This is a genomic window from Pelobium manganitolerans, from assembly GCF_003609575.1.
Classification (GTDB): Bacteria; Bacteroidota; Bacteroidia; order Sphingobacteriales; family Sphingobacteriaceae; genus Pseudopedobacter; species Pseudopedobacter manganitolerans.
Genome location: NZ_MBTA01000026.1, coordinates 38,488 through 64,864 on the forward strand (window position 1 = coordinate 38,488; position 26,377 = coordinate 64,864).

Below are 26,377 nucleotides of genomic sequence, written 5' to 3' on the forward strand. Positions count from 1 at the left end.
AAAAAAATCCCTTAATGGGGAAAGCTTTTCGTGGCGATGCACTATGCATATTTATATTTTTTGACCTTGTTTTTTTTAAATGCGCCAAAAAACGTGCTTACGCTCGCATATGGCTCTATTTACAGGGTTTAAAGCATGTTGTGGAGTGATATTTGGAGAAGGGCGTTTATTAAATGAACCCCCGGGGTTTAAATAACGCTCAAATATGAAAATACATTTTACGCTTAAAAAAGGTGTGTTTTGTGCTTTTATGCTTGCTTTACAAACGGCAAGTGCTCAAAATTTACCTTATTTCCAAAGCTTCAAAGAAACCACCGCCAATAAAATCGAGTTTGGTGGCACACCAACCGCCTTTTTAACCGCTGCACAAGGTATTGACCCGCCGGGGCAGGGTTATTTGCGTTTAACTGGCATTGGAAATAACGAAAAGGGGTTTATTTATAGCAAAGAAAATTTTAACACTAGCCAAGGTTTAAGCATCTCTTTTGAATACTTTGTTTACGGTGGCAGTGGGGCAGATGGTATCTGCTTTTTCTTGTTTGATGGATCTACAACTAACTTCAACATTGGAGGCTTCGGAGGTTCTTTAGGCTATGCACAATGGCATCCACTTTATACCAGTACACCACTTTTACCGGGCGTTAGCAATGGTTATTTAGGCGTAGGGATTGATGAGTACGGAAACTTCTCTAACCCGGTTGAGGGGAGACAAGGCGGTATTACCGGCCCGGATTTGTTTGGAACCACCAAAAAGTCGGTTACTTTAAGAGGTAAAGGAAACGGAGACGCCTTAACAGCAAACAATTACCGTTATTTAACCTCTGTAAGGGCAGAAGATAAAGGGGTAGATTTGGTACGCTACGATTTGCCGCAGCGTTTTCCCGATAGTACAGAATTGGCTTATCGTAAGGCTTACATTGATTTAAAGCCTGCACCGGGCAGTGGTTATTATATCACTGTAAGAATAAAAGAAGGTGGAACCCCAACTAAAACTACCACTTTAATAGAAGATTTTTTATACAGTGATACGCCACCGGCAAATATCGCTTACGGCATTTCATCATCTACCGGAGACCAAACCAACTTTCACGAAATAAGAAACGTATCTATTGATATTTACCGGAGGCCTTTAACCGCAGCAAGCGCGGTTGATGATGTAGTAAATGAATGTTTAACCAAAACCTCTACGTGGGATGTGTTGGCTAACGATGCGTCTACTAACCCGGGAGGGATTTTGGTAAAAACCTCTTTAGATTTGGATCCTTCAACTCCGGGAGAGCAAAAAAGCAAATCAGTAGCAGGTAAAGGAACTTTTACCGCGAATATCGATGGCACCATCACTTTTACGCCGGCTAACGGCGATGTAACAGGTTCTGCATCTGTGAAATATTTGGTTACCGACGATAAAGGCGCGGTATCTAACGTGGCAACTTTAACCATTAACGCGCCGGTTAATACTATTCCAGCTAATGCAGGCGCAGATCAAACAATTCACATCGCTACGCAAACCGGAACTTTTAATCTAAGCGGAAACGGACCGGCCGGCTACACCGGTTTATGGACTCAGAAATCGGGACCAAGCAGCGCAACGCTTACAAACGCAACATTAGCCAATGCCACAGCAACTAACCTGGCTTTAGGAACCTATGTTTTCACCTGGACCTTAAACTTAGCCGGACAATGCGCCGTGTCTGATGATGTGACGGTGCTGGTTAATGCTATTCCGGTGGCTGTGCCTGATGATGCAGTTGGAAAAGTAAACACGTCAACAAACATCAACGTTTTGGTCAACGATACCGACCGCGATGGCAACGCCACAATTGATAAAACAACAGTGACTATCAAAACACAGCCCGCACATGGCAGTCTAGCAGTGGACCCGGTAACTGGCGTAGTTACTTACACGCCAACTACAGCGGGACCGGATAGTTTCACTTACACCGTGAAAGATAACCATGGTGCCGAATCAACCCCGGCGCTGGTAAACATTGCTGTACCACAACCGGCTAAAATAGGTTTGGCTAAAGCTTTTATTAGTGCGGATGAGCAGGCAGACGAAAGCTACAATGCAAAATTCGTATTCACCATTAGCAATTTTAGCAATGTAGCTTTGCAAAATGTGTCTTTGACAGATGATTTAACTACCACTTTTGGCGCTACGCCATTTACCATTGTAAGTTTAACTTCTACTGATGGCCTGTTGACTACCAACGCCGCTTACAACGGAAGTTCGATTATCGAGTTGTTAGCGCCAAATAACCAATTAGCAGCATCGGCAACAGCAAAAATTGAATTAGTGGTGAACGTGAAGTTAAGCACAGGCGTGTTCAACTTCCAAAACGTAGCTTTTGCAGAAGGCACTTCGGTATTAGACGGAACGGTGACTCAAGATCAATCTACAGATGGTTTAAAGCCTGATCCAACTACGCCAGAAGATGTAAGTCCGAAAGATCCAACGCCTGTAACATTTAAAGTGGATAAGATATTTATTCCCGAAGGTTTTTCTCCAAATGGAGATGGCGAGCACGATACGTTTGTAATTAATAACGGAGGCTTAACGCCATTGGTTTTGGAGATTTACAACCGCTGGGGTAATGTCGTCTACAAATCTAACAACTATGTGAATGATTGGGACGGCCGATCTAACAAAGGGCTTTCTATCGGAAGCGATTTGCCGGTTGGTACTTATTATTACATCGTTAATTACAACGGTAAAAAATACGTTGGATTTATCACGCTAAACAGATAATCATGAAAAAATATCTTTATATAACACTCTCCATTTTTTCGCTTTTAGCTGTGACTAATTCTGTTAAGGCGCAGCAAGAGGCCATGTATACACAATATATGTTTAATGCTTTGGCTTTAAACCCGGCTTATGCAGGCAGCAGAAACGTTATTTCTGCAACGGCTTTATACCGCAACCAGTGGTCCGGAATAAAAGGCGCACCAGAAACCACAACTTTAACTATTGATGCGCCTATTGATGATAAAAAGATAGGCTTAGGTCTGCAGCTTTTTAGCGATAAGTTAGGCATCACCAGCAATACCGGCTTGGTGGCCAGCGGAGCCTACCGCATCCGTATGGATAAAGGTTCTTTGTCTTTTGGTTTGCAAACCAGTTTATCCGGCTTTAAAGCCAATTATCAAAACGTAGTTCTGGACCCAAGCGGTTCAAACACCGATATGGCTTTCCAAGACAACGTAAACAAGTTTTTGTTTAACGTAGGTACAGGCGTTTATTATAACTCTGATAAGTTTTACGTTGGTTTATCTGCGCCACAACTTTTACCTAATAAATTGTACAGCACCAACCTTTCTAAGCAAGAAATCCACTTGTTTTTAACTGCCGGGGTTGTTTTTGCGTTGAACGATGATTTTAAACTGAAGCCGTCTATCATGATAAAAGAGGTTAAAGGGGCGCCTATCGAGGGCGATTTAAATGCCACGCTTTGGATAAAAGATGTACTGGCTATTGGTGCTCAGTATCGCTCAAATGCAGATGTTTCCGGTTTGTTAGAGGTACAGGCTACACCACAAATACGCATCGGCTATGCCTATGACCATAGCATCACTAAACTGCAACAATTTAACAGTGGAAGCCACGAGATTATGTTGCGCTACGAGTTTGGTTTTAGCAAAGACAAATTTATTTCACCACGTTATTTTTAAGCTAGGTTATGAAATTCACACATATCAAAATATATCTGATTGCGAGTGCTTTGTGCTTTAGCTTAGCTTCGCAAGCGCAAAAACAACAAGCCGAATTAATAGCAGCGCGCAATGCTTACAAAAACTTGCGCTATGCAGAAACAATCGCGCTTTTAAAGCCAGTTTTAGCCAAAGATTCGGCTAACACAAGCGCACTGGAAATGATTGCTAACAGCTATCGTTTAACCAAGCAATATCCGGAAGCGTTGCGTTATTACGAACAGCTTAACCAAAAAGATATTGCTAAACCCGAGTGGGTTTTACATTACGCCGAAGCGCTCGCCAACCATGCAGAGTACGAAAAATCTGAACTTTGGTATCGCAAATATTTGGCGATGGTGCCAAGCGATAGGAGAGGGCAATACTTTTCGGAAGTGGATTTTGAAAAATTAGGTAAAGGCTTTAGCTGGTCGGTAGGGTTTTTAAATATCAACAGTCCTGCCTCTGAGTATGCGCCAATGCTGTACAAAAACGGTTTGGTTTTTACCAGCAACAGGTATCAGCCAAAGGCGGTAGAACATGTTTTTGCTTGGGATAATACGCCTTTTTCCGATTTGTTTTACTTAGAAGACATTAACAGCTTAAACGTAGTTGATGCCGACTCGGGCGCTACCGCCACCAACAAAGCTACGGCCACCGTGGGTAAAATCAACGATGATAATACGGCGCCAACCAGCAATGACAGTAAAATAGTTGGCGTTTATGACCCGGCGGTTTACGCAGCTTTAGCAAAAACATCGGCAAGCTTAAACATCAGGCCTTTTTCGGGGAAAATTAATACTAAGTTTCACGAGGGCGTGTCGACCGTGTTGCCAGATGGCTCTATCATGTTTACACGTAACAATTATTTTAAAGGAAAAAAAGGCAAGGGTAAAGACGGCGTGGTGCGTTTGAAGCTATTTACCGCTAAAGGTACAAACCATCAAGATATTGTGGCTTTCCCTTTTAACAGCGACAGCTATTCGGTAGGGCATCCCACAGTAAGCAAAGACGGTAAGATTTTAATTTTCACTTCGGATATGCCAGGCGGATCGGGAGGTACAGATTTATACTATTCTGTGCGCTTGGATGAAAAATCAGACTGGGGACGCCCGGTAAATTTAGGACGTAAAATTAATACCGAAGGAGACGAAGCTTTCCCTTATTTTGATGAAGATAATACGCTTTATTTTTCGTCTAACGGTTTGGCTGGTTTGGGAGGTTTGGATGTTTTTAGTGTTAAACTGAAAGATTTACGCCCTGTTGGCAGTCCGCAGAATTTAGGTGCGCCGTTTAACTCACCTTACGATGATTTCGGTGTAGCAAAAACTAGCGAATTAACAGGTTACCTAAGTTCTAACCGCGCTGGTAACGACAATATTTACTCTTTCGTAAAAAAAGAATTCGGTATTATTTTAAAAGGCGTGGTTACAGATGCAAGCACCGGTTTGCCATTGAAAAGCGCCACGGTGATTTTGAGAAACGGAGACAAAGAAGAGGTGCTGACTTTGAATGATAAAGGCGAGTTTAGAAAGCCGCTGATGAAAGATACCGGTTACGAGTTAAGCGGTAAACTAAAAGATTATCTGCCAGAAAGAAGGTACGTGGGTACAGATGGAATCAACAAAGATTCGGTGATTTTTGTTCCGTTGAAGTTAAAAGGCACTAACGATGCGCAAAAATTTGTGATAGACCATTGCGATTCTTTAAAGAAAGTTTTTGCTCTACAAAACATTTATTACGATTTAGACAAATACTTTATCCGCGCAGATGCAGAAGCTGATTTAAATCATGTGGTAGCGCTGATGAACAAATATCCGGATATTGAATTGGTGACCAAAAGCCACTGCGACAGTCGCGCTTCGGAAAGTTATAATCGGGTGCTGTCTTTGCGAAGAGGCGAATCGGCGAAAGCCTACCTGGTAAAAAAAGGTATTGCGCCAACACGAGTTTCTGTCCAGTATTTTGGGAAAAGCCGTTTAGTTAATGGGTGTACCGATGGCGTTCCATGTTCGGAAGCCGAACAACAGATGAACCGCCGTACCGAATTTGAAGTGGTTTATAACGGAATAAATTTAGCGCTGATTGATTGTAAGTAAGTCGATATAGAGCCTGTTTATAGCTGTTTTCCGGAAAAAAAATAGACGCTTGATTTTAATTTTCTAGCTCTATATTTAATAAAAATACAGATTAAAAACTTTACTAAATAAATTTTATGTACAAAGTAGTGAATTATGACGATGCTTCTGCCGAGACAAGAGCGATTTACGATGACAGCATGAGGACATTGGGTATTCCCTTTGTGCTTAATTGGTTAAAGTGCCAAGGTGAAAATCCTGCCATTTTAAAAGGAAATTGGGAAAAATTGAAAGGCACGTTAATTTTAGGCGATGTTCCGAACGTGCTAAAGCAGATTATTATCCACAACATCAGTAAAAGAAAATCTTGCAGCTATTGCACCACTGTGCACGGCATTTTTGCCAACTCGATGAGTGCGGCTCTTACGGATGATAAGGATTTTGTGCTTACGGAAAACCTAAACAGCGATATCATTCCATCAAGCTATAAAACGGCCATTAAAGTAGTAACCGATGCGGCTTTAGAACCTCAAGCTTTCAAAGACGAGCAGGTGAAGCTTTTGCAAGAGGAAGGTTTTAGCGCTACCGAAATTATTGAGCTCTTAAGTTTAGCAGATTTTGTGAACATGGCCACTACTATTGCAGAAATTTCTGGAATTAAAGTGGATAACGAATTGGCAGAAGCGGCCTAATGGTTTCTGTAGAAGCCGTATCGCTTAGGCTGCGTTACGAGGCATTTTCGAAATATGCCGCCGGCATTTCAAAATGCAAGGATACTGATGCTTTAGCGCATATGCTGGTAAAGCACGTGAAGTACCTGATGCCTTTTAATTTCGGACGCGTCGTGGTTTTTAAATCCGATTATTTTCATGAAATACGCTACGATAAACATAAAACTTTAATTACTGTAGGGACGGGGTTAGTGTTGAAAGGCCTTGAGCGACTTGCGTTGACAACCATGATTCCTAAGTTGGTAACTAAACAAGAAATCCCATTTGAGCTTATAGCTGATATTTTCGAAGGTTTCGACATCAACGAAAACGATTATGAGGAGCTAGCTTTGGTGCCCTTATCCAATAAAACAGTTTATACCGCTTTTTTTGGTTTTGCATCTCGGCCAAAGCTGAGAATTTCGCAAATTGATAACCAGTTTGCAAAGCTGATGCTGGATTTATACCTCACTAAATTTTCGGAGATAAAGCTTTCGCTTGATGCACAATTGCAAAGCGCAGTTATCGAGAGCAACTTGCAACTGATCAGTGCAAAAAACGCGGAAATAGAGCGCGTATTGGTTAATCAAGAACAGTTGATAAAAGAAAGAACCGCACAGTTACAGGCGAGAAATACGGCTTTGGAAGAGTATTCGTGGATTACCTCGCATGAAATACGCCGACCTTTGGCCAATATTTTGGGTTTATTGCAATTAGCGCAAGCCGATATGAACGATTTAGACAATTTGCGCGATGTGATAAATCTATTGACCAGCTCGGCTTATGAACTGGACGAAGAAATTAAGCGCGCAAATATTTTACTGAATAAAGATTTAACCGGCGGTTTTATTGCCGAGGCTTAGGTTTATTGCGCCGTTGGCTCCAAAAAAAAAACACTCATTCTTTTTTTAAATTCGAATGAGTGTTTTGTTTTTGGAGGGAAGCTGTTTTATTCGGATGCGTTCATGAAAACAAAGTTTTTATCAAACACATCTAATTTTATTTTGCTATCGCGATCCACTTTTCCTGCTAATATCTGTTTAGAAAGTTCGTTCAAAACACGTTTCTGAACAACTCTTTTTAACGGACGTGCGCCAAATTGCGGGTCGTAACCCAACTCGGCCAGCCAATCTAAAGCTTCTTCCGATGCGTCTATCTGGATGCCCATTTCCGCTAGTGATTTTTGTACACCGGCAAACTGCAGCTTCACAATGTCGCGTATTTCATCGCGGTTAAGCGGCGTAAACATAATCACCTCATCAATCCGGTTCAAAAACTCGGGTCTGATAGATTTTTTCAGCAATTCAAAAACCTCATTTTTGGTTTTCGCAATCACTTCCTCGCGGTTATCATCCACCAGCAAACTGAAATTTTCTTGTATTAAGTGCGATCCGATATTCGACGTCATGATGATAATGGTGTTCTTAAAATTCACCACCCGGCCTTTATTGTCAGTCAAACGGCCATCATCCAAAACCTGTAGTAAAATGTTGAAAACGTCTGGATGCGCTTTTTCAATTTCATCCAATAAAATCACAGAATAAGGTTTTCTGCGCACAGCTTCTGTCAACTGTCCACCTTCATCGTAGCCTACATATCCCGGAGGCGCACCAATTAAACGGCTTACGGCGTGGCGTTCTTGGTACTCGCTCATGTCAATACGCACCATGCTGTGTTCATCGTTAAACAAAAACTCGGCTAAAGCTTTGGCCAGTTCGGTTTTACCCACGCCGGTAGTTCCCAAGAAAATGAAAGAACCTAAAGGCTTGCGTTGGTCGCTTAAGCCCGCTCTTGAACGTCTAATCGCATCGGATAAAGCCTCAATAGCTTCTTCTTGCCCCGCAACGCGCTTGTGCAGTTCGCTTTCTAGACTTAACAATTTCTCGCGTTCGCTGGCTACCAGTTTATTTACCGGAATACCGGTCCAACGCGCTACCACACCCGCAATATCTTCAGAAGTTACTTCCTCTTTTAACATGCGGTTGTCTGATGTTTTGCTCTGCAATTCGGTTTTTAGCCGCTCAACTTCTTCTTGCGCTTCTTTGATGCGTCCGTAACGGATTTCAGCCACTTTACCGTAATCTCCGGCACGTTCTGCTTGCTCGGCTTCCAGTTTTAAATCCTCAATTTTTTCGATTTTACTGTTTAGGTTATCTACCAAATCTTTTTCGCCTTGCCATTTTGCTTTTAACTCGTCGCGTTCCGATGTTAAATCGGCAATTTCTTTAGAAAGATCGGCAACTTTGCGTTCATCTTTTTCACGTTTGATGGCTTCCCGCTCAATTTCCAGCTGCATAATTTTACGGTCCAGCTCATCCACCGCTTCTGGAACAGAGTCCATCTCCATCCTCAGTTTGGATGCCGCTTCGTCCATTAAGTCTATCGCCTTATCTGGCAAAAAGCGGTCAGAAATATAACGTTGCGAAAGCTCAACGGCAGAAATTATCGCTTCGTCTTTAATGCGCACTTTGTGGTGTGTTTCGTAGCGCTCTTTTAAGCCCCGTAGAATAGAAATAGCGTCGGCAGTATCTGGCTCTTCTACCATCACTTTTTGGAACCTGCGTTCCAAAGCTTTGTCTTTTTCCAGGTACTTTTGGTATTCGTTTAACGTAGTTGCGCCAATGGCTCTTAATTCGCCACGCGCTAATGCAGGTTTTAAGATGTTTGCCGCATCCATAGCGCCCTCGCCACCGCCGGCGCCCACCAAGGTATGTATCTCGTCAATAAACAAAATGATTTCGCCATCACTGTCCGACACCTCCTTTACCACCGCTTTTAAACGTTCTTCAAACTCGCCTTTATATTTTGCGCCAGCTACCAAGGCACCCATATCTAAAGAATAAACCACTTTAGAGCGTAAATTCTCTGGCACATCACCTTTGATAATCCTAAACGCAATGCCCTCTGCAATAGCGGTTTTACCCACGCCCGGTTCACCAATTAATATCGGGTTGTTTTTTGTACGGCGAGATAGAATTTGGATTACCCGCCTAATTTCCTCGTCGCGACCAATTACAGGATCCAATTTGCCCGATTCTGCATACTCGTTTAAGTTGCGGGCATATTTGTTTAGGGCGTTGTAAGTGGCTTCCGCGTTTTGGTCGGTCACTTTTGCATCGCCGCGCAAATCTTTAATTGCTTTCTTTAGGTCTTTTTCTGTAACGCCTTGGTCTTTTAGCAAAGCCGATGTTTTATCGCCCGCAGCTAAAATCCCCAAAAGGATGTGCTCTACAGAAACAAATTCGTCTTTAAACTCTTTTAAATAAGATTGTGCTTTTTGCAATGCCGAGTTTGCGGATGATGAAAGATAAACCTCGCTTCCGCTCACTTTAGGATAGGTGGCAATTTGCCCGTCTAAAGAAGTATTTAAACGGTTAATGTTTACGTTTAGCTTTTTTAATAGGTAACCGACTACATTTTCATCTACAGATAAAAGACCTTTTAAAATATGCGCGTTTTCAATAGCTTGTTGCTGAAAACCTTGTGTAATCTCAGAAGCTTTTTGGATAGCTTCCTGAGCTTTGATGGTAAAATTGTTAAAGTTCATGGTGTTTGCTCCTCGGGAATGAGGCATCAAAAATAAAACCAAACCGCGTTTTAGATAGTAAAAGGAATGTTTGACTTAAGTGGTTGGTAGGTAGTGACTTTTTGTCCTGAAAGATTGGATTATAATGCCAAAATTTCATATCTCCCAATGGTTTAAGCTTTTGTTTTCAGATAATTAACCTTTATATTTGGGTATGACTACCACAATGCTAAATAAAATAAAACTTTTACCGGCTACTAAACAAAAGGAGATAGAGGATTTTGTTGAGTTTTTAGCTAGTAAATATTTGTCTGTAGAGGAAGAATCGTCTTTGGAGAATCGACGAATGCAAATTATGGGGCGTTATAAAGGCAAAATCAAAATGTCGGATGATTTCAATCAAACACCTGATGATTTTCAAGATTATATTTAATGGCATTATTGATTGATACCCAGGTGATAATTTGGCTGGAAAGTGATCCTCACAAATTATCCAGAGAAACAAGAACACTTATATCCAAAGAATCCGAAGTTTATTTTAGTGATGTTTCTATATGGGAAATGGCAATTAAGATAAAAACCGGTAAATTGTCATTTGACCAGAATTTAGAAACTTTTATTCAAAAGTTTCAGAAAGACTATCAGTTCATTCATTTGCCGATTGCATTGGAGCATATTTATAAAACTCAAGAACTTGAATTTCATCATAAAGACCCATTCGATAGATTAATAATCGCTCAGACTATTATTGAAGGTTTTGCTATTGTAAGCTCGGATACCATTTTTGACCAATACTTAAGTAGTAGAATTTGGTAAAGGACTAGAAGAAAAATGTTTGTCCGAAGAATTGAGCGAAGCGTTCTTCGGATAAAAGAATGGAAAAGAGTCTCCAGACTCTAAAATAGCGTTGTTTTTCCCAAATTGTAATAGATGCAATCTAATATTTCCCGAAAAACAGTTGATTATATAGCTTGCTAAAATGCGGTATGGTGCTCATACAACCGCAAGGAAAAAAATATACTTTTTGCTAAGTTAGTAAAAAGTGAGGAAGAATATGATTTTGGGTTTGTTGTGAATTTAAACGTCGCCCTCAATCCACACTTTCCCACCAAGCTTCAAACTTTTCATCCTTGTTATCTAAATTTACGCGTTGCCCTATGATGGGGGTAACTAAGCAGAAATGGTATTTTTCTGAGGCTTCTTTCGCTTTAATCAAAGGCTCGTCCCATGGGTGGTTTGCCAGTGCAAATTTAGAAGAGTGAACAGGCAATACGCGCTCCGGGTTTAAAATCTGGATTACCTTCACCAAATCGGCAGGAAGATGATGAATGTGGCACCAAGCGGGGTTATATTGCCCGTTATCCAAAATTGCTAAATCAATATCCGGATGCTGTTGCGCAATAAGCTGATAATGCGAGCCAAGGCCGCTATCGCCACCTAAAAATATCTTGTTGTTTGGCGTTTGCAATACATAAGAAACCCATAAGGTTTGGTTGCGCCTAAATCCTCGGCCAGAGAAATGACGCGTAGGCGTTACAAACAACTTTAGGTCTGCGCTCAGGTTAACATCGTCAAACCAATCTTTTTCAATAATTTGCTCGGGTTGGTATCCCCACATTTCAAAATGCGCAGCCACACCTAGGCCACAAACAACGGTTTTTATCTTTTTTTGCAATTGTTTAATAATTGGATAATCAAGATGGTCGTAATGATCATGCGTAATCAGCAAAAAATCAATTTCTGGCAAATCATCAACGGTGTAAACATCTGTTCCTTTAAAGGCACGCATGGTGCCGGGCAAAGGAGAGGCGTTACCGCTGAGAACAGGATCCACCAAAAATTTCTTCCCGCTCAATTGCAGGTAGTACGAAGAATGTCCGAACCAAACTAAAAAGTCGGCTTCGGGCCTGGCATTTAGCAAATCTGTTTTTACAGAAGGAAGCGGCGTACTGGGTTTGTGCCTAGGCTTATTTACAAAAAGGTTCTCGTACAAGACGCTCTTATACGAGTAACCTTCTGCAAGTACCGGTGTTTTATCCAAGTTTTGAAAAGCACCATTGCGGTAATTGGGCGATTGCCGGATTTTTACTAAACGCGCTCCGCTTGGCCTAGCGCCAAACACTGCCGAGCTAAAAAAAAGAAAAATGGATAAAATCAGCAGAGTTAATACGATTGCAGCAATCAGCATTTTTATAAAGATTAACATTAAAACTAAGTACAGTTGCCGTAAAGGTAACTAGCTATAGCCAATATTAATCTTCTAAAAATCCAAATTTGCCTTCGTTAAAATCGTTAAATGCTTCCATTAACTCGGCTTTGGTGTTCATCACAAAGGGGCCGTGAGCAGCAATAGGTTCGCCGATAGGCTTGCCGCTTAAAACCAGCACCAAGGCGTTTTCTGTGGCAGTAACACTAAATTCTTCGCCATCGTTAGCCATCAAGGCCAAATGGTCTGTTGGCACTTTCTCCAAATTATTAACAGTGATTTCGCCCTCTAAAACCAGCAATACGGTATTGTAGTTTGCAGGAAAGCTGAATTTTGCCGTTGCAGACGGGTTAAGCCTAACATTAAACATATGGATAGGGGTAAAAGTATTTGCTGCGCCGTTTACACCTTGGTAGTGGCCGGCAATAACCTCAACTGTTCCACCATTGTTTGGCAATTGGTAGTGCCCAATGTCGTCCTTTTTTATTGCTTGGTATTTTGGATCCGACATTTTATCTTTTTTAGGCAAGTTTACCCATAACTGCACCATCTGAAAATCGCCACCGGTTTTGCTCCATTCCTCTTCATGAAATTCTTTGTGCAGCACACCACGTGCAGCCGTCATCCACTGCACATCGCCTTCGCCAATAACGCAACCGCCGCCACTGCTATCATGGTGTTGTACTTTGCCTTTATAGGCGATGGTTACGGTTTCGAAACCGCGGTGCGGATGTACGCCCACGCCTTTAGGTTTTGCGGACGGCTCAAAACGATAGGTAGAGTTATAATCCAGCATAATAAACGGATCCATTCTTTGCATATCCATGCGGAATGTGCTTGGAATAAAGTTATGAACCCTAAAGCCGTCGCCAACAAAATGTGGCGCTTTAGGTTGTGCTACTAGTTCTACAGTTTTTGTTTTCATCGTCTGATAATTTTATTGATGTAAAAGTAGCCAAGGTTTAAATGCTGTGCATTGATGTATGTTAAGAAATCACCGGGTTTTCCTGAGCGCTAAATCGCGCCTTAAGCGGCTTAAACTTTCGGGGGTGATGCCTAAGTAAGAGGCAATCATGGTTAGGGGCACGCGCAAAGTTACATCAGGGTAGGTTTTAATAAATTTAAGATAGCGTTCTTCGGCGGTGTCGCCTAAAAGGGAGTTAATTCTGCTTTGCAAAACCCTGATGTGGTTATGCAGTAATTTGTTGTTGAACTCTGCAAAAGAAGGGATGCTTCCGCCGATTGTTTGCAACTGATTTTCATCCAACAGCACAACCCTGCTGGCTTCTAACGCTTGTATATAATAAACCGAAGGCTGGTTAAAGTAACTGCTTTCCCGGTCCGTAACAAACCAGTTTTCCGGCGCAAATGAAATAATATGTTCTTTCCCTTTGCTATCAACAGAAAACTGCCTTAACAAGCCGCTTTCTACAAAAAAGCTTTGTTTGCAATATTCATTTGCCCGCAATAAAAACTCATCTTTTTTAACCAATTTCGACTTAAAGTTTTTGGTCAGCTCGTTTAAATCAACTTCGTTAATGCCTAAGTTAGAGGTTAAATAGCTTTTTAGGGTAAAAGTGTTCATAAAGGTTTGCTATGCAAGTAATGCACAATTTAGCAATATACACCAACAAAAAAAGCGATGAAAACCGGTTCATCGCTTTTATATGATTAGCTTGTGTAAGTTAACCCAATACTTTTGCCAAAGTAGCTACCTGGTGGTCTACCAGTTTTTGCAAAGGTCCGCTGGCCATCATTTTCAGCATCATGTTTAATTCTGCAGCTACCACTAATTTTGCGGTAGTGCCAGCACCGTCAGCAGCAGTTAGCCAGCGCATGTTTAGCGCAAAGGGTGCCTGTTCTGCCGGTTCAATCAAAATTTCTTGATTTTGGATGCGCTCAGTCACTTTCAAAACCAGTTTTGCCATGTTTTGGATGGTGAAACGGGCTTCATCTGCACTGCTGCTCCAATTGTAAATATTTTCGGGCATTAACTGCTGGTGGTTGTTTAAATCGCTTAAAAAAGCGAATACTTCTTCCACCGGTTTTGCTATGGCTACGCTACTTTCAAAAGTTGTCATGGCTAAATTATTTTCCCCACTCCGACGGGTTTTTACGCCAGTCGCCTAAAAGTTGGATGTCGTTTTTTTGGATAAAGTTATGCTCTGCGGCATACTCAATTAAAGCGCTGTAATTAGATAAGGTTGCATAACGGCATTTAGCTTCCGCAAAATTTTCTGCGGCTACATCAAAACCGTAAGAAAATATCGCAACCAAGCCTGCTACCTCATAACCGGCATCGCGCAAAGCGGCAACAGCCTGCAAGCTACTTTTACCGGTCGAAATTAAATCTTCTACCACTACCACACGTTGGCCGGGATTAATTTCACCTTCTATTAAGCTTTGCGTGCCGTGTTCTTTGGCTTTAGCGCGCACATAAATAAAAGGCAAGCCTAAATCTTGCGCCACCAATGCGCCCTGCGGAATACCGGCAGTGGCTACACCAGCAACTACGCTGCAAGCGCCAAATTCTTCTTGTATCAGCTCAGAAAGTTTTTGCCTAATATAAGTTCTGATGGAAGGGTGGGAGAGCGTAATTCTGTTGTCGCAATAAATAGGAGATTTCCAACCCGATGCCCATGTAAAAGGATTATTAGGTTGTAATTTTATTGCTTTAATTTGCAACAAAAATTCAGCAATTTTCTGTTCAATCTCACTTTTGTTGTACATGGCGCAAAAATACAATATTTATATCAACGAAAAGGCTCTTATTATTACATCTAAACTTCCCGAAAGTGCAAGCAATTATCAACTTGTTGAGCTTCAAGGTTTTGATTTTGAAAAATTTTACCACGACCTTTCTAAAAACCCAAAGTCCAAATTTTTGTTATTATCAGACGAGCCTAAAGCCGTTTTCCAATCCATAAAAAAGAAGGTACGCGTAATTGAAGCTGCCGGTGGTTTGGTGCGTAACGAAGATGGGAAATACCTGTTTATCCACCGCCACGGACGCTGGGATTTGCCGAAAGGAAAGCTAGAAGCAGATGAAAAAAAGAAAGATGCAGCTGTGCGCGAAGTGCAAGAAGAGTGTGGGATTAAAGTGAAAAAACTGCGCCAGAAAATCATCAAAACCTATCACGTTTACGAGATAAAAGGCAAACCGGTATTAAAAGTTTCGCATTGGTATGCGATGGATGCAAAGGGCAAGCAAAAACTTATTCCGCAGTTAGAAGAAGGGATTAGCGAAGTTAAGTGGTTTGCAAAAAACGAATTTAATGTTGTGCGCGCCAACACCTTCGCCAATATATTGCAAGTCATAGATTGCGCCAGCTAAGGCCGTTACCGAAACTGTTTTACAATTTGTGCCAACTGGTTTGCAGGAACTACGCCAGATTGCCGCCATTTAATTTGTCCGTTTTTAAATAGGATAAGCGTAGGTACGCCCTGGATCTGGTAAGCATTCGCCGCCTGCGGATTTTTGTCGACATCTACTTTAATAATGGAAAGCTCTTCGCCCAATTGCGATTTCAATTCGCTTAAAATGGGTTTCATCATTTTGCAGGGACCGCACCACTCGGCAAAAAAATCAACCAGCACGGGTTTATCGGAGTTAATAAGTTCTGAAAATTTTGACATGACGATAGTTTTTCAAAAAGCGCTACAAAATAGTTGCCAAGCAGAAAATGCTGTCAATTGGTCTTGCGTTTTGATTTTTCCCAAGCCGCACTCTGCTGTCCCTTAAAGTATCGGATGGTGCCGGCAATGGTAGCATAATTCATCATACAAAAATAAAAAGGAACAAACAGCAGTTTGATTTTGATGGCCTTGGACTCTAGCACTGCTCCAACAGCGGCAGCAAGGTAAAACAATATTTGTAAAGCCAATAGCACCTGGTATAATTCCAGGTTGGGGTGTTGCAAACAGATGCTGATGTTTGCAAAAAACACGGCAATCATTAACCAAGGCGTAATGGTCCAGCGTAATACGCGGTGGCTAACGTACTGAAAGGTTAAGATTGGGTTGCGGAAAGGGTTTGCGGCTTTTTTTAAACGGAAAATAGATTGGATACCACCTGCCGCAATTCTGATTTTCCGTTTCAGCTCTTCGGCGCTATTGGCAGAAGCGCTTTCCAAAGCGTAAGCCTTAGGTTCATAAGCGATGATATAGCCTTTTTCTGCAATGCGCATGGCAATCATGTGGTCGTCAACAATCGTGTCCGACTCTACCGGCGTATAAAGTGCGGTTTTAATGCTGAATAATTCGCCCGCAGCGCCCACGTTAGAATAAAGTTGGTAATCCCAGTTTTTCAATGCCGATTCGTATTTCCAGTAAAAACCCTCACCGGCGGCGCTTGCATCGGCTTGTTCGGCTACTAAAATGCGCTTCTCGCCCGCAACTGCGCCCACCTTGTCGTTTTGGTAATGTTTCACCAATTCTGTTATTGCGCTGGCATTTAAAAAAGTATTTGCATCTGTAAAAACCGTAATCTCTGTATCAACAAATGGCATGGCACGTTTAATGGCTGCCATTTTTCCGCTCCGCTGGTTTTGGTGTAATAATTTTACTTCCGTATATTTTGAAATAAGCTGCGGCGTGTCGTCGCTGGAGCCATCGGTAATAAAAATTACTTTTAGCAAATGTTTAGGATAGTCCAGAGAAAGGCAATTGACAATTTTTTGCTCAATAATATCGGCCTCGTTATAGGCGGCAATTAAAAGGCTCACACTAGGCAAAGGGACGTTGTTTTGGAAATTAAAAGGCTTTTTAAAAAATTTTTTAAGCCTCACCAAAAAAAACAGCAAAATGCCGTAACCAAAAAAGGTGTAGAATATGATAAATAGGGCAATCCAAAAAAAAGTGATCATTTTAATTTATATCCTAGATTTTTACTGTTTTTGGAATGAAAAAGATTCCATTTTACTGCTTTTATAACTTGGAGGGCTAAATCACTTCGTCTGTTCAGCAAATATTTTAAAACCATTTTGGGGCAGGCTACCAACAAATAATAAACAGAAAAGCCAATTGTATTTAGCAGAGAAGTGTTTTTGCGGATAAACAACATGCGGTTGCGGGTTAAAAAATAGGTTTTCAGCGGACTTTCTTTACCCACGCTAACAGATTCTTTATGCAAAATATAGGTGTTGCCGGTAAAATAAATTTGCTTGCCAATACGCTTAAATTTTTCGCACCAATCCAGCTCCTCATAATACAAGAAGTAATTTTCATCCATCAGTCCGGCTTTGTTTAAATCACTTTTTCGGCAAATGACCGCGGCGCCGTGGCAAAAACCGGTAGGGTAGGTTTTTTGATCATATTGCCCTACATTTTCTTCGTATTGCCCCAGCTGTTGGTTGCGCGCCGTAAGATAATTTAGAGGAGTATAACCGGCATATTGCACGGTATCGGGTTTATCGTAATATAAAATTAAAGGTGATAGCAAACCTATTTGGATGTTGTTTTTTAAAACATCAACTAGCTGACTAACAGTGTTTTCTGTAACTTCTGTGTCGTTATTTAAAAGAAAAATGTACTCACCTTTAGCCGCTTTTATACCTAAATTATTACCTCCGGCGAAACCTAAGTTAACTTTTGTACGAATAAAGGTAAAGTTTGGGAAAATGTCTTGGAATGTGGCTTCGTTGTTTTCTGTGCTGCCGTTGTCCACCAAAATTACTTCCAAATTAGGATAGGAAACTTTTTTTAACGAGTGAAGCAGAGCAACCGTAGCTTCTGGCTGATTATAATTGACGGTGATAACTGAAACAAGATCCATCCTAAAAAATAAAAATACCCATAGCACAATTATACAATTAAGAGGATGGAAAATTTAATAAGTTTTAAAAATATGCCCCACGCTACTGTAGAAGAAAAACTGAACGATTTAATAGCCACTTTAAACAGTTCGGACATCAACTCGGATAATATAAAATCTTTACAGCATAAGTTTAACACTGCCGTACATAATAAATTAACCGAAGCCGAATTAATTGCCGAATTTGCCAAAGTGGACGATGACAGATTATCGCGCCTGGAAAAACTAGACAAAATTGAGCTTATTTTACAAGACAATTTTGTGGATACCAAGGTAGCAAAATCTGTAGCGGTAAAGCGCTTTTTAGAACTTTTAGTGCCTTTATGTATCGGTTTTGTGATGCTAACTTTAGGGCTAGCGATGATTATTTTACCTGCGCCGCCGTATTTTGAAATGTTTACAATTTTCTATTTTAGCGTAAACGATGGTTTTACGCTGATGGATTTGATCTCATTAATTATTATTTTAACTGGCGTTTTCACCATTATTAAATCTTACTTTAAATTTGCTAACAGATAAAATTACGTGGGCAAAAAGATACTTTTAGTTGACGATGAGCCGTTTCAGCTTAGGCTGATGCAAAAAGTGCTTAACCAAAATGGTTTTGAAGCTACTACTGCGTCTTCTGTAGAAAGTGCGCTAGAGGTGTTGCAGAACGACATTCAAGATCTGATAATTTCTGATATTGAAATGCCCACTATTGATGGTTTTGATTTTCGTAAGCGGCTTTTAGAAGACAAAAAATTCAAGAACATTCCCTTTTTATTTCATACCTCGCATAATAAAGAAATGCTAATTGATAAAGGCTTAGCATTAAAAGCGATAGACTATATTGACAAAAACACGCCGGTTGAACAGCTGGTGGCCAAGGTGAAAAACATTTTAGCTACCGTGGTAGAGCAAAATGAGAAATCAATTGCCGAGCTAAAATCCGTTGCCGATAAACTAAACCTAAAAAACGTTCCGCAGAAGAAACTAAAGCTGAAGAACTTTGAAATCAATATTTTCCACAAAACCTACCAAAACCACCCCGGAGGCGATTTTATTGATTTAATTAAAATAGATGACCGTTACACTTTTGTAGTGCTGGGCGATGTGATGGGCAAAAAGTGGGGCGCATGGTTTTTCTCGTTTACTTTCCTTAGCTATATCCGCTCTGCCATACGTTTGTGCGTTTTTGACGGCAACTTATCGGTAGCTAAAATTATGCAGCGCATTAACCAAGTAATCCACGTTGATGAGTTTTTGAATGATATTTACTCTACACTTAGCTTGGTTTTAATAGATGACGAAACCGGAGATATCAGCTATTGCGGAGCCAGCGATTTGCCCCTGTTAAAATACAACCCGGCCAGCCAAGAAGTAACGCAGTATAAATCGAAAGGCTTGCTGTTAGGGTTTTTTAAAAACGGTAATTTTAATGAACAAAGTATAGCCACAACAAGTAACGACAGGGTGTACTTGATTTCGGATGGGGTGATAGATTTTGAAGCCAAAGGAGTTAAAAAAACAGATTTGAATCTTTTTTTAGGCAGTCTGAAGATGCACCTGAACCAAAACTTAAGTTTTAACCAAATAACAGAAAGTATATTCAACAGTCAGAAATATCAGGTAGACGACTGTAGCCTAATACAAATTAAACGTCTCTAGAAATGAATTATAGTAAAGAAGTTATTGACGGAACAGTATATGTGACCATCAATTTATCTGAAGCCAGCCTAAACCAATCAGAAGATTTTAAGAAGTTTTTGTACGATATAGACGAAGTTCATCCGCCAAAGATTATCCTGGACCTGGGCAAAATAGAATACATGGACAGCTCTTTTATTGGTGCCTTAGTTGGGGGACTTAAGAATGTTTTGTCTAAAGGCGGAGAAATGGCTTTAATAAACATTAACAGTGATGTGATGTCTTTGTTTGAGCTTACCCGCTTAGACAAGGTTTTTAAAATCTGTGATAATAAAGAAGATGCACTTCAGCAACTGAACTAATGGCTTCCAACGCAAAAAAGCTTACCTTAGAAATCCCAGTGCACATCAGCAGTTATAAGATGTTTATAGAAACATGCTGTAACTTTGTTAGCGGTTTTGAACCTTTGGCAACGGATTTCAAGCGCCTCTCTAAATTTAAATTGGTGATTATGGAGTTGCTCACCAACGCCATGAAACACAGCCGCGCAGTTTCATTTATTGAATTGGAAATTGGCAGTCGGGAAATCATCATCAAAAAAATAGATTCAGGAAATTTATTCACTTTTACCGACGATGCTACCGGGATTCTACACGGCTTTCCGTTAACAGCTATTGCGCCATCAACCCGGCTTTGCGCCTTGCTAGGCAACAATTATAAATTGGATGTACTGGTTAAAAACGAAAATGTAATTGAGTTTTTAGAGCCTGCGGCAGTAGATTATGATGACGTGCAGCTGATGCCCGAAAACTTTGGTTTGATGGTGATTAGACAATGCGCTAGCTCTTTTCACTACTATTTTAACAGCCACGAAGGAAAAAACGCCTTTGAAGTGATTTTTAAATTTTAAATTGGCGCTTCGGTTTGCGTATTAAGCGGCCGCTTTCAACAAGCAACAATGATAGCAATTACCTTAGCTAGCAACAATAATTACGCGATTTTAGCGGCTGTACTTATCCAATCTGTGATTACTAACCACACTAGTGGTGAAGATATTACCTTCTATTTTCTTGACGACGGGATATCCCGGATTAACCGGGAAAAGATAAACACTTTGGCAAAAGATAACGTTAAGATTGAATGGAAGCCAACCGAAGAAATTTTACCGCCCGGGGTTAAATTCCCTGAAGATAACTCCGCCTTTCCCAGAACTTCTTATTTCCGCATGTTTGCCCCCTTTGTGGTTCCTCCCAGCGTTAAAAAATTGATTTATTTTGATGTAGACATGGTGGTAAAAGCAGATGTAGCCCAACTTTGGAATACCGATATGCGCGGACATACGATGGCCGCAGTGCAAGATGTGGGCAAGGTGGCCGGTTGTAAATGGGGCGGCATCCCCAACTACGAGGAGTTGGGCATTGCCGCAGATGCGCCTTATTTTAATTCGGGTATGTTATTAATTGATTGCGAACAGTGGCGCAAACAAAACATCCCCCAAAAGGTGCTGAAAGTGATGGAGGATAATATACAGCACGTAAATTATGCCGACCAGTATGGTTTAAACGTTGTTTTTACCGGAAAATGGCTGCAGATAGATCCGTTTTGGAACTGGTTTGCAAACAACTATCATCCAAACGCAAAATGTATCCATTATCTGGATATTAAGCCCATCTATAAATCGTACAACTCGGACAAAGTATTTCAGCAAGAATTTTTTAAATACTTAGCGCAAACGCCTTGGAAAAATATGAAAATGAAGAGCGATTTAAGCCGTTTGATACACAAGGCTAAAATCAAGCTCAAGAAAAAATTTAAAGCATTCCTAAAAACCAATTAACAAACGCTTTTTAAAACATGCCCTCGTATCCGGATATTTCTTTGTTGGTTACCCACTATAACCGAAGCAAATCTTTAGAAAGGCTGCTATCGGCATTGGAACAACTTGATTTAAAATTCCACGAGATTGTAGTTTCTGACGATGGAAGTAATGCCGAACATCAGGCTTATATAACTGCCTTGCAGTTGAGATATGAATTTTCACTTGTTAAAGCGCCCATTAACCGGGGTTTAGGTAATAACATCAATAAAGGGCAACAATATATTAAAACGCCTTTTACGCTTTATATCCAAGAAGATTTTGTGCCAAAACCTTTGCTTGCCGAAAAATTAACCCTGTCTCGGCAAATGATGTTAGCAGATGCAAGCATCGATTTTGTGCGATATTATGGATATTACAGCTATCCTTACGTGAAACCCGCCGAGCATGGCTTTAACGAGATGGTGTTTAAACATTGGAAGCTTTGGCAACATTATCATAAATATTATTATTATAGCGACCATCCGCACCTGCGCAGAAGCAATTTTCTTGAACGTTTTGGCAAATATGCGGAAGGTGTAAATCCCGAGCGTGCCGAGTATAAAATGATGATGCAGGTATTGGCCAACAAACCGAAGGCATTAATTTATCATGATATTAATGCGTTGCTAACGCAGGTAAATGATGATGAAGAGCCTAGTACCTTTAAACGTAATTTTTTGCGGAACAACAATCACTTTTTATCCGTTGCAGCGCGGGCGCTTTATCGCTATCTTAGGTTTAATTCTGAATTGCTGGCTTTCAAAATCAAACGAAAAGTATATGGCCGTAGCCTTGTTTAAATTGCCAAAATGGGTTAAGCGGAATTTGTACAAAGGCAAAAGTTTTTCCGATTTAACCGATAAAGAGCTGGCTGATATCCATCGGAAATTGCAGAGATTTAAAAGTCCGGACCCAGAAGTTTCTGTGATGATACCGGCTTGGAACGAAGAAAATAACATTTTTAGGACGCTATCTTCCTTGGCCAACAGCCGTACCAAACGTAAAGTGGAGCTGGTGGTTATCAATAACAATTCAACAGATTTAACTCAAAAAGTATTAGATAAACTTGGCGTAATTAGTTATTTTGAACCTAAACAAGGGATCACTTTTGCGCGGCAATTGGGTTTAGAGCGTGCGAAGGGCAAATACCATTTATGTGCCGATTCGGATACATTTTATCCGCCGGGATGGATTGATGCGATGGTAGCACCGTTAGAGAAAGATGATGATGTAGTGGGCGTTTATGGGCGCTATGCCTTTATACCCGAAAATGATTACGACCGGGCATTTTTTTGGGTTTACGAAAGATTAGCCAGCGTAATCATCCGCTTGAGGCGCTTAAGGCGCGAGCATATCAACTTTTTAGGTTTTAACATGGGGTTTATTACCCAGGTAGGTTTGGCTAACGGCGGTTTTAAAGTAAAAAACGTCCGCAAATTTGATAATGCCATAGGCAGCGATTATTACGTTGACGAATCAGAAGACGGCCGCATGGCGGTAAACCTAATGAAAACCGGAAGGTTAAAGTTGGTTACGGATAACAAAGCAGTGGTATTCACTTCATCGCGCAGGTTAATTGCAGAAGGCGGAATTTTGGAAGCTTTTAAATCGCGCTTTAAATTGCATACCAACCGTCTGTCGGAATATTTGAAAGGGAAAAAGATTTGAAGAAAAAACACCACGTACCTACAAACTTCATCACCAAGCTAATTAGCGTTTACGTGCGCTTACGCTTCGGGAAAATAGATCCGATGATAAGGTATTTTTATCGGGATACTTATTACTGCAAATTGATTCAGCTGAAATATGTGTTTAGAGATTACGTGTTCAAGAAAAAGTATAAGGTTGTTTCTTTCAGCGGAGAGTTTGCTCCCGAATTTTTGTTTGTGATCCCGTTTGCTTACTGGCATTATAAAAACGGTACGCTCTTACGCACAGAAGGAGCCAAGTACACCAATGAAATGTACTTTTTTTCGCCTGATCATCGCGAGGTTTATGAGGTACGCACCAACGAGGGCAATTACAACTACGAAACTCCAAGGATTTTGTACAGCCACGATTACGACATGAGCAAGTGGGAGCGCGTGCCTTACAAAGCTCAGTTTAAAAATGATGTTTATGTTTATGATAAACCCATTTTAATTGTAGCTAACCGTTACAATACCGAGTGGGAGGGACCGCCCATCAGTTTTTTCAGCATTCCTATGTTGCAATATATCTTTGAGACATTAGGCAAGCATTACCAAATCATTTACAATCGTCCGCGGGCAAACCAAATTGTATCAGATACCAGCGATGTGATTGATTTAAACGAGTACGATTGGATTCGGGAGAATTTTCCGGAGGTGCTGTTAGTGGAAGATCTTTACAAAGAAAACCGCATTGGGGCCAATAATTTTAACCACTTTCAGATGTGCGTTTACGCCAATGCCGATCACTTTTTGTCTATCCACGGCGGTACATCGGCATTAGCCTGTTTATTTGAGGGCGAAAATATCATCTACTCTGCAAAAGGACCCGAGCATCATTTCGGCTGCTTTAATTCCGTTTACGAAGCAATGGCAGGTACAAAGGTTTACCTGGCTAAAACAGAAGAGCAGGTTAAAAATTATATTGCGCAACATTATCTTCCAAAAACATGAAAGGTAACGGCAATTACTGGCTAAAATCGGGCATTATAAATGTTTTCCAAAACATGGCTGGTGTGCTTTTCGGGTTCGGCAGTTTTTTCTTTTTGGTACGCAGTTTATCCGAACATGATTATGGCGTATGGACGGTTTACATGACCACCATCACCATTTTGAATATCTTCAGAGACGGTTTAATACGCAATGCGCTTATTAAATTCCTTTCTGGCGCAAATGATGCCGACAAGCCTAAAATTATATCGGCAGCCTTCACCATCAACATTCTGGTGACTCTTGTAATTGTTATTTTAAACCTTTCTTTGGGCGCGCTTTTGGCAAAATTGCTCAACTCGCCCCAGCTCACCCAGCTTTTTTACCTTTTTAATATTGTTTATATTTTAAATGGTTTACTTACCCAATTTAACTGTATAGAGCAGGCGCATTTGCAGTTTCGCGGCGTATTTGTTTCTGTTACCAGCTCGCAAGCCATTTACTTTTTGTACGTATTGTACTGCTTTGTAACCCATAAAACCATAGCGCTGCCCCATTTGGTGGCGGTGCAAATTTTGGGCACAGCCATAGCTGCTTTAATCGCATTTTTGTACACACGTCCTTTTCTCCATTTTGCAATCGGCATTTACCGCAATTGGATGTTAAAGCTTTTCAATTATGGTAAATATGCTTTTGGCACGTCTATAAGCTCTATTTTGTCGGGCAGTGTAGATCAAATGATGCTATCCAGTATCATCTCACCAAGTGCTTCTGGTGTGTTTAACGTAGCCGTGCGCATTGTTAACCTGATAGATATCCCCACCAGCGCCGTAGCTAATATCGTATTTCCGCAGAGCGCCAAACGTATAGAAACCGAGGGCAAAGATGCGATCAAATATCTATACGAGAAATCTGTGGGGACTATATTAGCTATCCTTATCCCGGGTTTAATTTTCATTTACGCGTTTCCAGAATTGGTGCTTTACCTTTTAGCCGGCCAAAAATATACCGACGCTGTTCCTTTATTAAGGATTACCCTTTTATACACCTTGTTAATCCCCTTCGGGAGGCAGTTTGGGATAATTTTGGATTCTATCGGAAAAACGCGCACTACGTTTTATATTGTGGTTTTTACGGCGGCTATGAATCTTACATTAAATTATTTTTTCATTTTAAATATGGGCGTTTTGGGCGCGGCATATGCCACCTTAGTGTCTAATATTGTTGGGTTTATTATTGCACAAGTTATTTTGAGAAAAGCGCTGGGCGTTAAGTTTTATCATGCTTTTGTGTATGCTTACCGCTTTTACCCCGAGTTTTACGAGCAATTTGTGAAACCGCAAATTGATAAATTTAAACGTCGCAACAACAAATGATAGCGGTAAGATTTATAGGGCGTTTGGGCAATCAGTTATTCCAGTATGTTTTTTTACAATATGTAAAACAGCGCGAAGCAGATAAGCTTGTTTTTTTTGAAAATCCGCATCATGCTTATATCGAAAAATATTTTGAGCTAGAGCGTAACGATAATTTTTTGTTGGGTTCTAAAGCTTATTCGGCAATAACGCGTGTTGCGCCAATGCTGTTGCCACTTAAAAAAATCTACATCCATAATTGGGTTAGTCCGCGCGAGTTTAAGTTGCGCAATTGGTCGCTGTATGAAGGCTATTTTCAATCCGACTATTACTACAAGCAACTTAAAAATCCGCCGCGTTTTAAAATTAAAAAAAGCTACCTCCGTGAGTTTGAAGATTTGTACGGTACTTTGTTTGCCGAAAGCAAAACTGTTGTGGTGCACATTAGGCGAACCGATTATATGAGCTACGGCGAACGTCGCAAACGGGATATTTCTTTACCCATGGCATATTTCAAAAAACGTTTGGAAGCGTTGGGAGACTTATCAGCACATAAAGTCATTTTCGTTAGCGACGATATTAGCCATGTAAAGCAGGTTTTTCCGCCTCAAGAAAATTTTGTTTTTTCAGAAAATTCCGAAATTATCGATTTTCAGATTATCCAACATGCGGATATCGCCATCATCTCTAACAGCACTTTCGCTTGGTGGGCGTGCTTCCTTAGCCACAAGAAGCAAAAAGTTTATGCCCCAAAAAATTGGTTCGGCTTTAAAATTGGCCGCGAACACCCGCGCGGTATCATGACGGATAAATTTGAATGGTGCGAGGTAAACGAAGACTAAAGCTTGAGGCCCTTAAAACAGAAAAGCCCAACTTCCGTCGAGCTTTTCTGAAA

Annotated in this window: 27 protein-coding genes; 18 read left to right on the forward strand and 9 right to left on the reverse strand. The window is 40.8% G+C overall.

Annotated elements, in window-relative coordinates; genetic code table 11:
* The first annotated feature begins 205 nt into the window (after positions 1–205).
* The 5 genes from BCY91_RS12070 to BCY91_RS12090 all read left to right on the forward strand — a co-directional run bounded on the left by BCY91_RS12070 (position 206) and on the right by BCY91_RS12090 (position 7,341).
* A complete protein-coding gene (locus BCY91_RS12070; protein WP_120182308.1) occupies positions 206–2,749 on the forward strand; it encodes a T9SS type B sorting domain-containing protein in 2,544 nt (847 codons plus the stop codon).
* A 2-nt stretch (positions 2,750–2,751) separates the two neighbouring features.
* Complete coding sequence (locus BCY91_RS12075; RefSeq protein ID WP_120182309.1) at positions 2,752–3,672, forward strand: PorP/SprF family type IX secretion system membrane protein; 921 nt, start codon at positions 2,752–2,754, stop codon at positions 3,670–3,672.
* Positions 3,673–3,680: 8 nt separating this feature from the next.
* The gene (locus BCY91_RS12080) at positions 3,681–5,789 is read left to right on the forward strand and encodes an OmpA family protein (RefSeq protein WP_120182310.1); all 2,109 of its coding nucleotides are present in this window, start codon (positions 3,681–3,683) and stop codon (positions 5,787–5,789) included.
* 116 nt (positions 5,790–5,905) lie between these two features.
* Entirely contained in the window at positions 5,906–6,460 is a 555-nt protein-coding gene (locus BCY91_RS12085) for a carboxymuconolactone decarboxylase family protein (RefSeq protein ID WP_120182311.1), read from the forward strand.
* Complete coding sequence (locus tag BCY91_RS12090) at positions 6,460–7,341, forward strand: hypothetical protein (RefSeq protein ID WP_120182312.1); 882 nt, start codon at positions 6,460–6,462, stop codon at positions 7,339–7,341. Before BCY91_RS12085 ends, BCY91_RS12090 begins: the two co-directional genes overlap by 1 nt.
* A gap of 86 nt (positions 7,342–7,427) precedes the next feature.
* Here BCY91_RS12090 and clpB read toward each other — a convergent pair whose 3' ends face one another.
* Positions 7,428–10,025 (reverse strand): ATP-dependent chaperone ClpB, encoded by a 2,598-nt coding sequence (gene clpB / locus BCY91_RS12095; protein WP_120182313.1) that lies wholly within the window; start codon positions 10,023–10,025, stop codon positions 7,428–7,430.
* 205 nt (positions 10,026–10,230) lie between these two features.
* Here clpB and vapB point away from each other — a divergent pair, with 205 nt between their 5' ends.
* Together vapB and BCY91_RS12105 are read left to right on the forward strand one after the other, a co-directional pair.
* Positions 10,231–10,437 (forward strand): type II toxin-antitoxin system VapB family antitoxin, encoded by a 207-nt coding sequence (gene vapB, locus BCY91_RS12100; protein ID WP_182995376.1) that lies wholly within the window; start codon positions 10,231–10,233, stop codon positions 10,435–10,437.
* Positions 10,437–10,820, forward strand: a complete 384-nt coding sequence (locus tag BCY91_RS12105) for a type II toxin-antitoxin system VapC family toxin (protein WP_120182315.1) — start codon at positions 10,437–10,439, stop codon at positions 10,818–10,820. The genes vapB and BCY91_RS12105 overlap by 1 nt, the downstream gene beginning before the upstream one ends.
* A 274-nt stretch (positions 10,821–11,094) precedes the next feature.
* Here the strand turns inward: BCY91_RS12105 and BCY91_RS12110 are convergent, their stop codons facing one another.
* The 5 genes from BCY91_RS12110 to pyrE form a co-directional block, all read right to left on the reverse strand.
* Complete coding sequence (locus tag BCY91_RS12110) at positions 11,095–12,192, reverse strand: MBL fold metallo-hydrolase (protein WP_120182533.1); 1,098 nt, start codon at positions 12,190–12,192, stop codon at positions 11,095–11,097.
* 64 nt (positions 12,193–12,256) lie between these two features.
* Positions 12,257–13,135, reverse strand: coding sequence for a pirin family protein (locus tag BCY91_RS12115; RefSeq protein ID WP_120182316.1), 879 nt, complete (start codon positions 13,133–13,135; stop codon positions 12,257–12,259).
* A gap of 69 nt (positions 13,136–13,204) precedes the next feature.
* Positions 13,205–13,795 carry a Crp/Fnr family transcriptional regulator gene (locus tag BCY91_RS12120; RefSeq protein ID WP_120182317.1) on the reverse strand — a complete coding sequence of 197 codons (591 nt, stop codon included), beginning with the start codon at positions 13,793–13,795 and terminating at the stop codon, positions 13,205–13,207.
* A gap of 100 nt (positions 13,796–13,895) precedes the next feature.
* On the reverse strand, positions 13,896–14,291 hold the full coding sequence (locus BCY91_RS12125; RefSeq protein ID WP_120182318.1) for an SRPBCC family protein: 396 nt from the start codon (positions 14,289–14,291) through the stop codon (positions 13,896–13,898).
* A gap of 7 nt (positions 14,292–14,298) precedes the next feature.
* Positions 14,299–14,940 (reverse strand): orotate phosphoribosyltransferase, encoded by a 642-nt coding sequence (pyrE, locus tag BCY91_RS12130; RefSeq protein ID WP_120182319.1) that lies wholly within the window; start codon positions 14,938–14,940, stop codon positions 14,299–14,301.
* On the opposite strand from pyrE, the gene BCY91_RS12135 reads away from it, so the two are divergent.
* Complete coding sequence (locus tag BCY91_RS12135) at positions 14,939–15,544, forward strand: NUDIX hydrolase (RefSeq protein ID WP_120182320.1); 606 nt, start codon at positions 14,939–14,941, stop codon at positions 15,542–15,544. The genes pyrE and BCY91_RS12135 overlap by 2 nt on opposite strands.
* Positions 15,545–15,549: 5 nt before the next feature.
* Here BCY91_RS12135 and trxA read toward each other — a convergent pair whose 3' ends face one another.
* From trxA to BCY91_RS12150, 3 genes are read right to left on the reverse strand one after another with little or no spacing between them, the layout of a single operon-like run.
* Complete coding sequence (gene trxA / locus BCY91_RS12140) at positions 15,550–15,846, reverse strand: thioredoxin (RefSeq protein WP_120182321.1); 297 nt, start codon at positions 15,844–15,846, stop codon at positions 15,550–15,552.
* Between the two features lie 53 nt (positions 15,847–15,899).
* Positions 15,900–17,075, reverse strand: a complete 1,176-nt coding sequence (locus tag BCY91_RS12145) for a glycosyltransferase family 2 protein (RefSeq protein WP_120182322.1) — start codon at positions 17,073–17,075, stop codon at positions 15,900–15,902.
* Positions 17,072–17,983: a glycosyltransferase family 2 protein gene (locus tag BCY91_RS12150; protein WP_120182323.1), complete on the reverse strand. Its 912-nt coding sequence runs from the start codon at positions 17,981–17,983 to the stop codon at positions 17,072–17,074. The genes BCY91_RS12145 and BCY91_RS12150 overlap by 4 nt, the downstream gene beginning before the upstream one ends.
* 45 nt (positions 17,984–18,028) lie before the next feature.
* On the opposite strand from BCY91_RS12150, the gene BCY91_RS12155 reads away from it, so the two are divergent.
* From BCY91_RS12155 to BCY91_RS12200, 10 genes are read left to right on the forward strand one after another with little or no spacing between them, the layout of a single operon-like run.
* Positions 18,029–18,541, forward strand: coding sequence for a hypothetical protein (locus BCY91_RS12155; RefSeq protein ID WP_120182324.1), 513 nt, complete (start codon positions 18,029–18,031; stop codon positions 18,539–18,541).
* 6 nt (positions 18,542–18,547) lie between these two features.
* Positions 18,548–19,672, forward strand: a complete 1,125-nt coding sequence (locus tag BCY91_RS12160) for a response regulator (protein WP_120182325.1) — start codon at positions 18,548–18,550, stop codon at positions 19,670–19,672.
* 2 nt (positions 19,673–19,674) lie between these two features.
* On the forward strand, positions 19,675–20,013 hold the full coding sequence (locus BCY91_RS12165) for an STAS domain-containing protein (protein ID WP_120182326.1): 339 nt from the start codon (positions 19,675–19,677) through the stop codon (positions 20,011–20,013).
* Complete coding sequence (locus BCY91_RS12170) at positions 20,013–20,561, forward strand: ATP-binding protein (protein WP_120182327.1); 549 nt, start codon at positions 20,013–20,015, stop codon at positions 20,559–20,561. Before BCY91_RS12165 ends, BCY91_RS12170 begins: the two co-directional genes overlap by 1 nt.
* Positions 20,562–20,609: 48 nt before the next feature.
* Complete coding sequence (locus BCY91_RS12175) at positions 20,610–21,488, forward strand: glycosyltransferase family 8 protein (protein ID WP_120182328.1); 879 nt, start codon at positions 20,610–20,612, stop codon at positions 21,486–21,488.
* A gap of 17 nt (positions 21,489–21,505) precedes the next feature.
* Complete coding sequence (locus tag BCY91_RS12180) at positions 21,506–22,309, forward strand: glycosyltransferase family 2 protein (protein ID WP_120182329.1); 804 nt, start codon at positions 21,506–21,508, stop codon at positions 22,307–22,309.
* Positions 22,290–23,177: a glycosyltransferase family 2 protein gene (locus tag BCY91_RS12185; RefSeq protein ID WP_120182330.1), complete on the forward strand. Its 888-nt coding sequence runs from the start codon at positions 22,290–22,292 to the stop codon at positions 23,175–23,177. Before BCY91_RS12180 ends, BCY91_RS12185 begins: the two co-directional genes overlap by 20 nt.
* Entirely contained in the window at positions 23,174–24,151 is a 978-nt protein-coding gene (locus tag BCY91_RS12190) for a hypothetical protein (RefSeq protein ID WP_182995377.1), read from the forward strand. The genes BCY91_RS12185 and BCY91_RS12190 overlap by 4 nt, the downstream gene beginning before the upstream one ends.
* Positions 24,148–25,503, forward strand: coding sequence for a flippase (locus BCY91_RS12195; protein WP_120182331.1), 1,356 nt, complete (start codon positions 24,148–24,150; stop codon positions 25,501–25,503). Before BCY91_RS12190 ends, BCY91_RS12195 begins: the two co-directional genes overlap by 4 nt.
* Positions 25,500–26,324 (forward strand): alpha-1,2-fucosyltransferase, encoded by an 825-nt coding sequence (locus BCY91_RS12200; RefSeq protein WP_120182332.1) that lies wholly within the window; start codon positions 25,500–25,502, stop codon positions 26,322–26,324. Before BCY91_RS12195 ends, BCY91_RS12200 begins: the two co-directional genes overlap by 4 nt.
* The last annotated feature ends 53 nt before the right edge of the window (positions 26,325–26,377 follow it).

Coding starts and splice junctions, on each gene's coding strand:
- BCY91_RS12070 (WP_120182308.1), top strand. CDS start 206: ATGAAAATACATTTTACGCTTAAAAAAGGTGTGTTTTGTGCTTTTATG.
- BCY91_RS12075 (WP_120182309.1), top strand. CDS start 2,752: ATGAAAAAATATCTTTATATAACACTCTCCATTTTTTCGCTTTTAGCT.
- BCY91_RS12080 (WP_120182310.1), top strand. CDS start 3,681: ATGAAATTCACACATATCAAAATATATCTGATTGCGAGTGCTTTGTGC.
- BCY91_RS12085 (WP_120182311.1), top strand. CDS start 5,906: ATGTACAAAGTAGTGAATTATGACGATGCTTCTGCCGAGACAAGAGCG.
- BCY91_RS12090 (WP_120182312.1), top strand. CDS start 6,460: ATGGTTTCTGTAGAAGCCGTATCGCTTAGGCTGCGTTACGAGGCATTT.
- clpB (WP_120182313.1), bottom strand. CDS start 10,025: ATGAACTTTAACAATTTTACCATCAAAGCTCAGGAAGCTATCCAAAAA.
- vapB (WP_182995376.1), top strand. CDS start 10,231: ATGCTAAATAAAATAAAACTTTTACCGGCTACTAAACAAAAGGAGATA.
- BCY91_RS12105 (WP_120182315.1), top strand. CDS start 10,437: ATGGCATTATTGATTGATACCCAGGTGATAATTTGGCTGGAAAGTGAT.
- BCY91_RS12110 (WP_120182533.1), bottom strand. CDS start 12,192: ATGCTGATTGCTGCAATCGTATTAACTCTGCTGATTTTATCCATTTTT.
- BCY91_RS12115 (WP_120182316.1), bottom strand. CDS start 13,135: ATGAAAACAAAAACTGTAGAACTAGTAGCACAACCTAAAGCGCCACAT.
- BCY91_RS12120 (WP_120182317.1), bottom strand. CDS start 13,795: ATGAACACTTTTACCCTAAAAAGCTATTTAACCTCTAACTTAGGCATT.
- BCY91_RS12125 (WP_120182318.1), bottom strand. CDS start 14,291: ATGACAACTTTTGAAAGTAGCGTAGCCATAGCAAAACCGGTGGAAGAA.
- BCY91_RS12135 (WP_120182320.1), top strand. CDS start 14,939: ATGGCGCAAAAATACAATATTTATATCAACGAAAAGGCTCTTATTATT.
- pyrE (WP_120182319.1), bottom strand. CDS start 14,940: ATGTACAACAAAAGTGAGATTGAACAGAAAATTGCTGAATTTTTGTTG.
- trxA (WP_120182321.1), bottom strand. CDS start 15,846: ATGTCAAAATTTTCAGAACTTATTAACTCCGATAAACCCGTGCTGGTT.
- BCY91_RS12145 (WP_120182322.1), bottom strand. CDS start 17,075: ATGATCACTTTTTTTTGGATTGCCCTATTTATCATATTCTACACCTTT.
- BCY91_RS12150 (WP_120182323.1), bottom strand. CDS start 17,983: ATGGATCTTGTTTCAGTTATCACCGTCAATTATAATCAGCCAGAAGCT.
- BCY91_RS12155 (WP_120182324.1), top strand. CDS start 18,029: ATGGAAAATTTAATAAGTTTTAAAAATATGCCCCACGCTACTGTAGAA.
- BCY91_RS12165 (WP_120182326.1), top strand. CDS start 19,675: ATGAATTATAGTAAAGAAGTTATTGACGGAACAGTATATGTGACCATC.
- BCY91_RS12170 (WP_120182327.1), top strand. CDS start 20,013: ATGGCTTCCAACGCAAAAAAGCTTACCTTAGAAATCCCAGTGCACATC.
- BCY91_RS12175 (WP_120182328.1), top strand. CDS start 20,610: ATGATAGCAATTACCTTAGCTAGCAACAATAATTACGCGATTTTAGCG.
- BCY91_RS12180 (WP_120182329.1), top strand. CDS start 21,506: ATGCCCTCGTATCCGGATATTTCTTTGTTGGTTACCCACTATAACCGA.
- BCY91_RS12185 (WP_120182330.1), top strand. CDS start 22,290: ATGGCCGTAGCCTTGTTTAAATTGCCAAAATGGGTTAAGCGGAATTTG.
- BCY91_RS12195 (WP_120182331.1), top strand. CDS start 24,148: ATGAAAGGTAACGGCAATTACTGGCTAAAATCGGGCATTATAAATGTT.
- BCY91_RS12200 (WP_120182332.1), top strand. CDS start 25,500: ATGATAGCGGTAAGATTTATAGGGCGTTTGGGCAATCAGTTATTCCAG.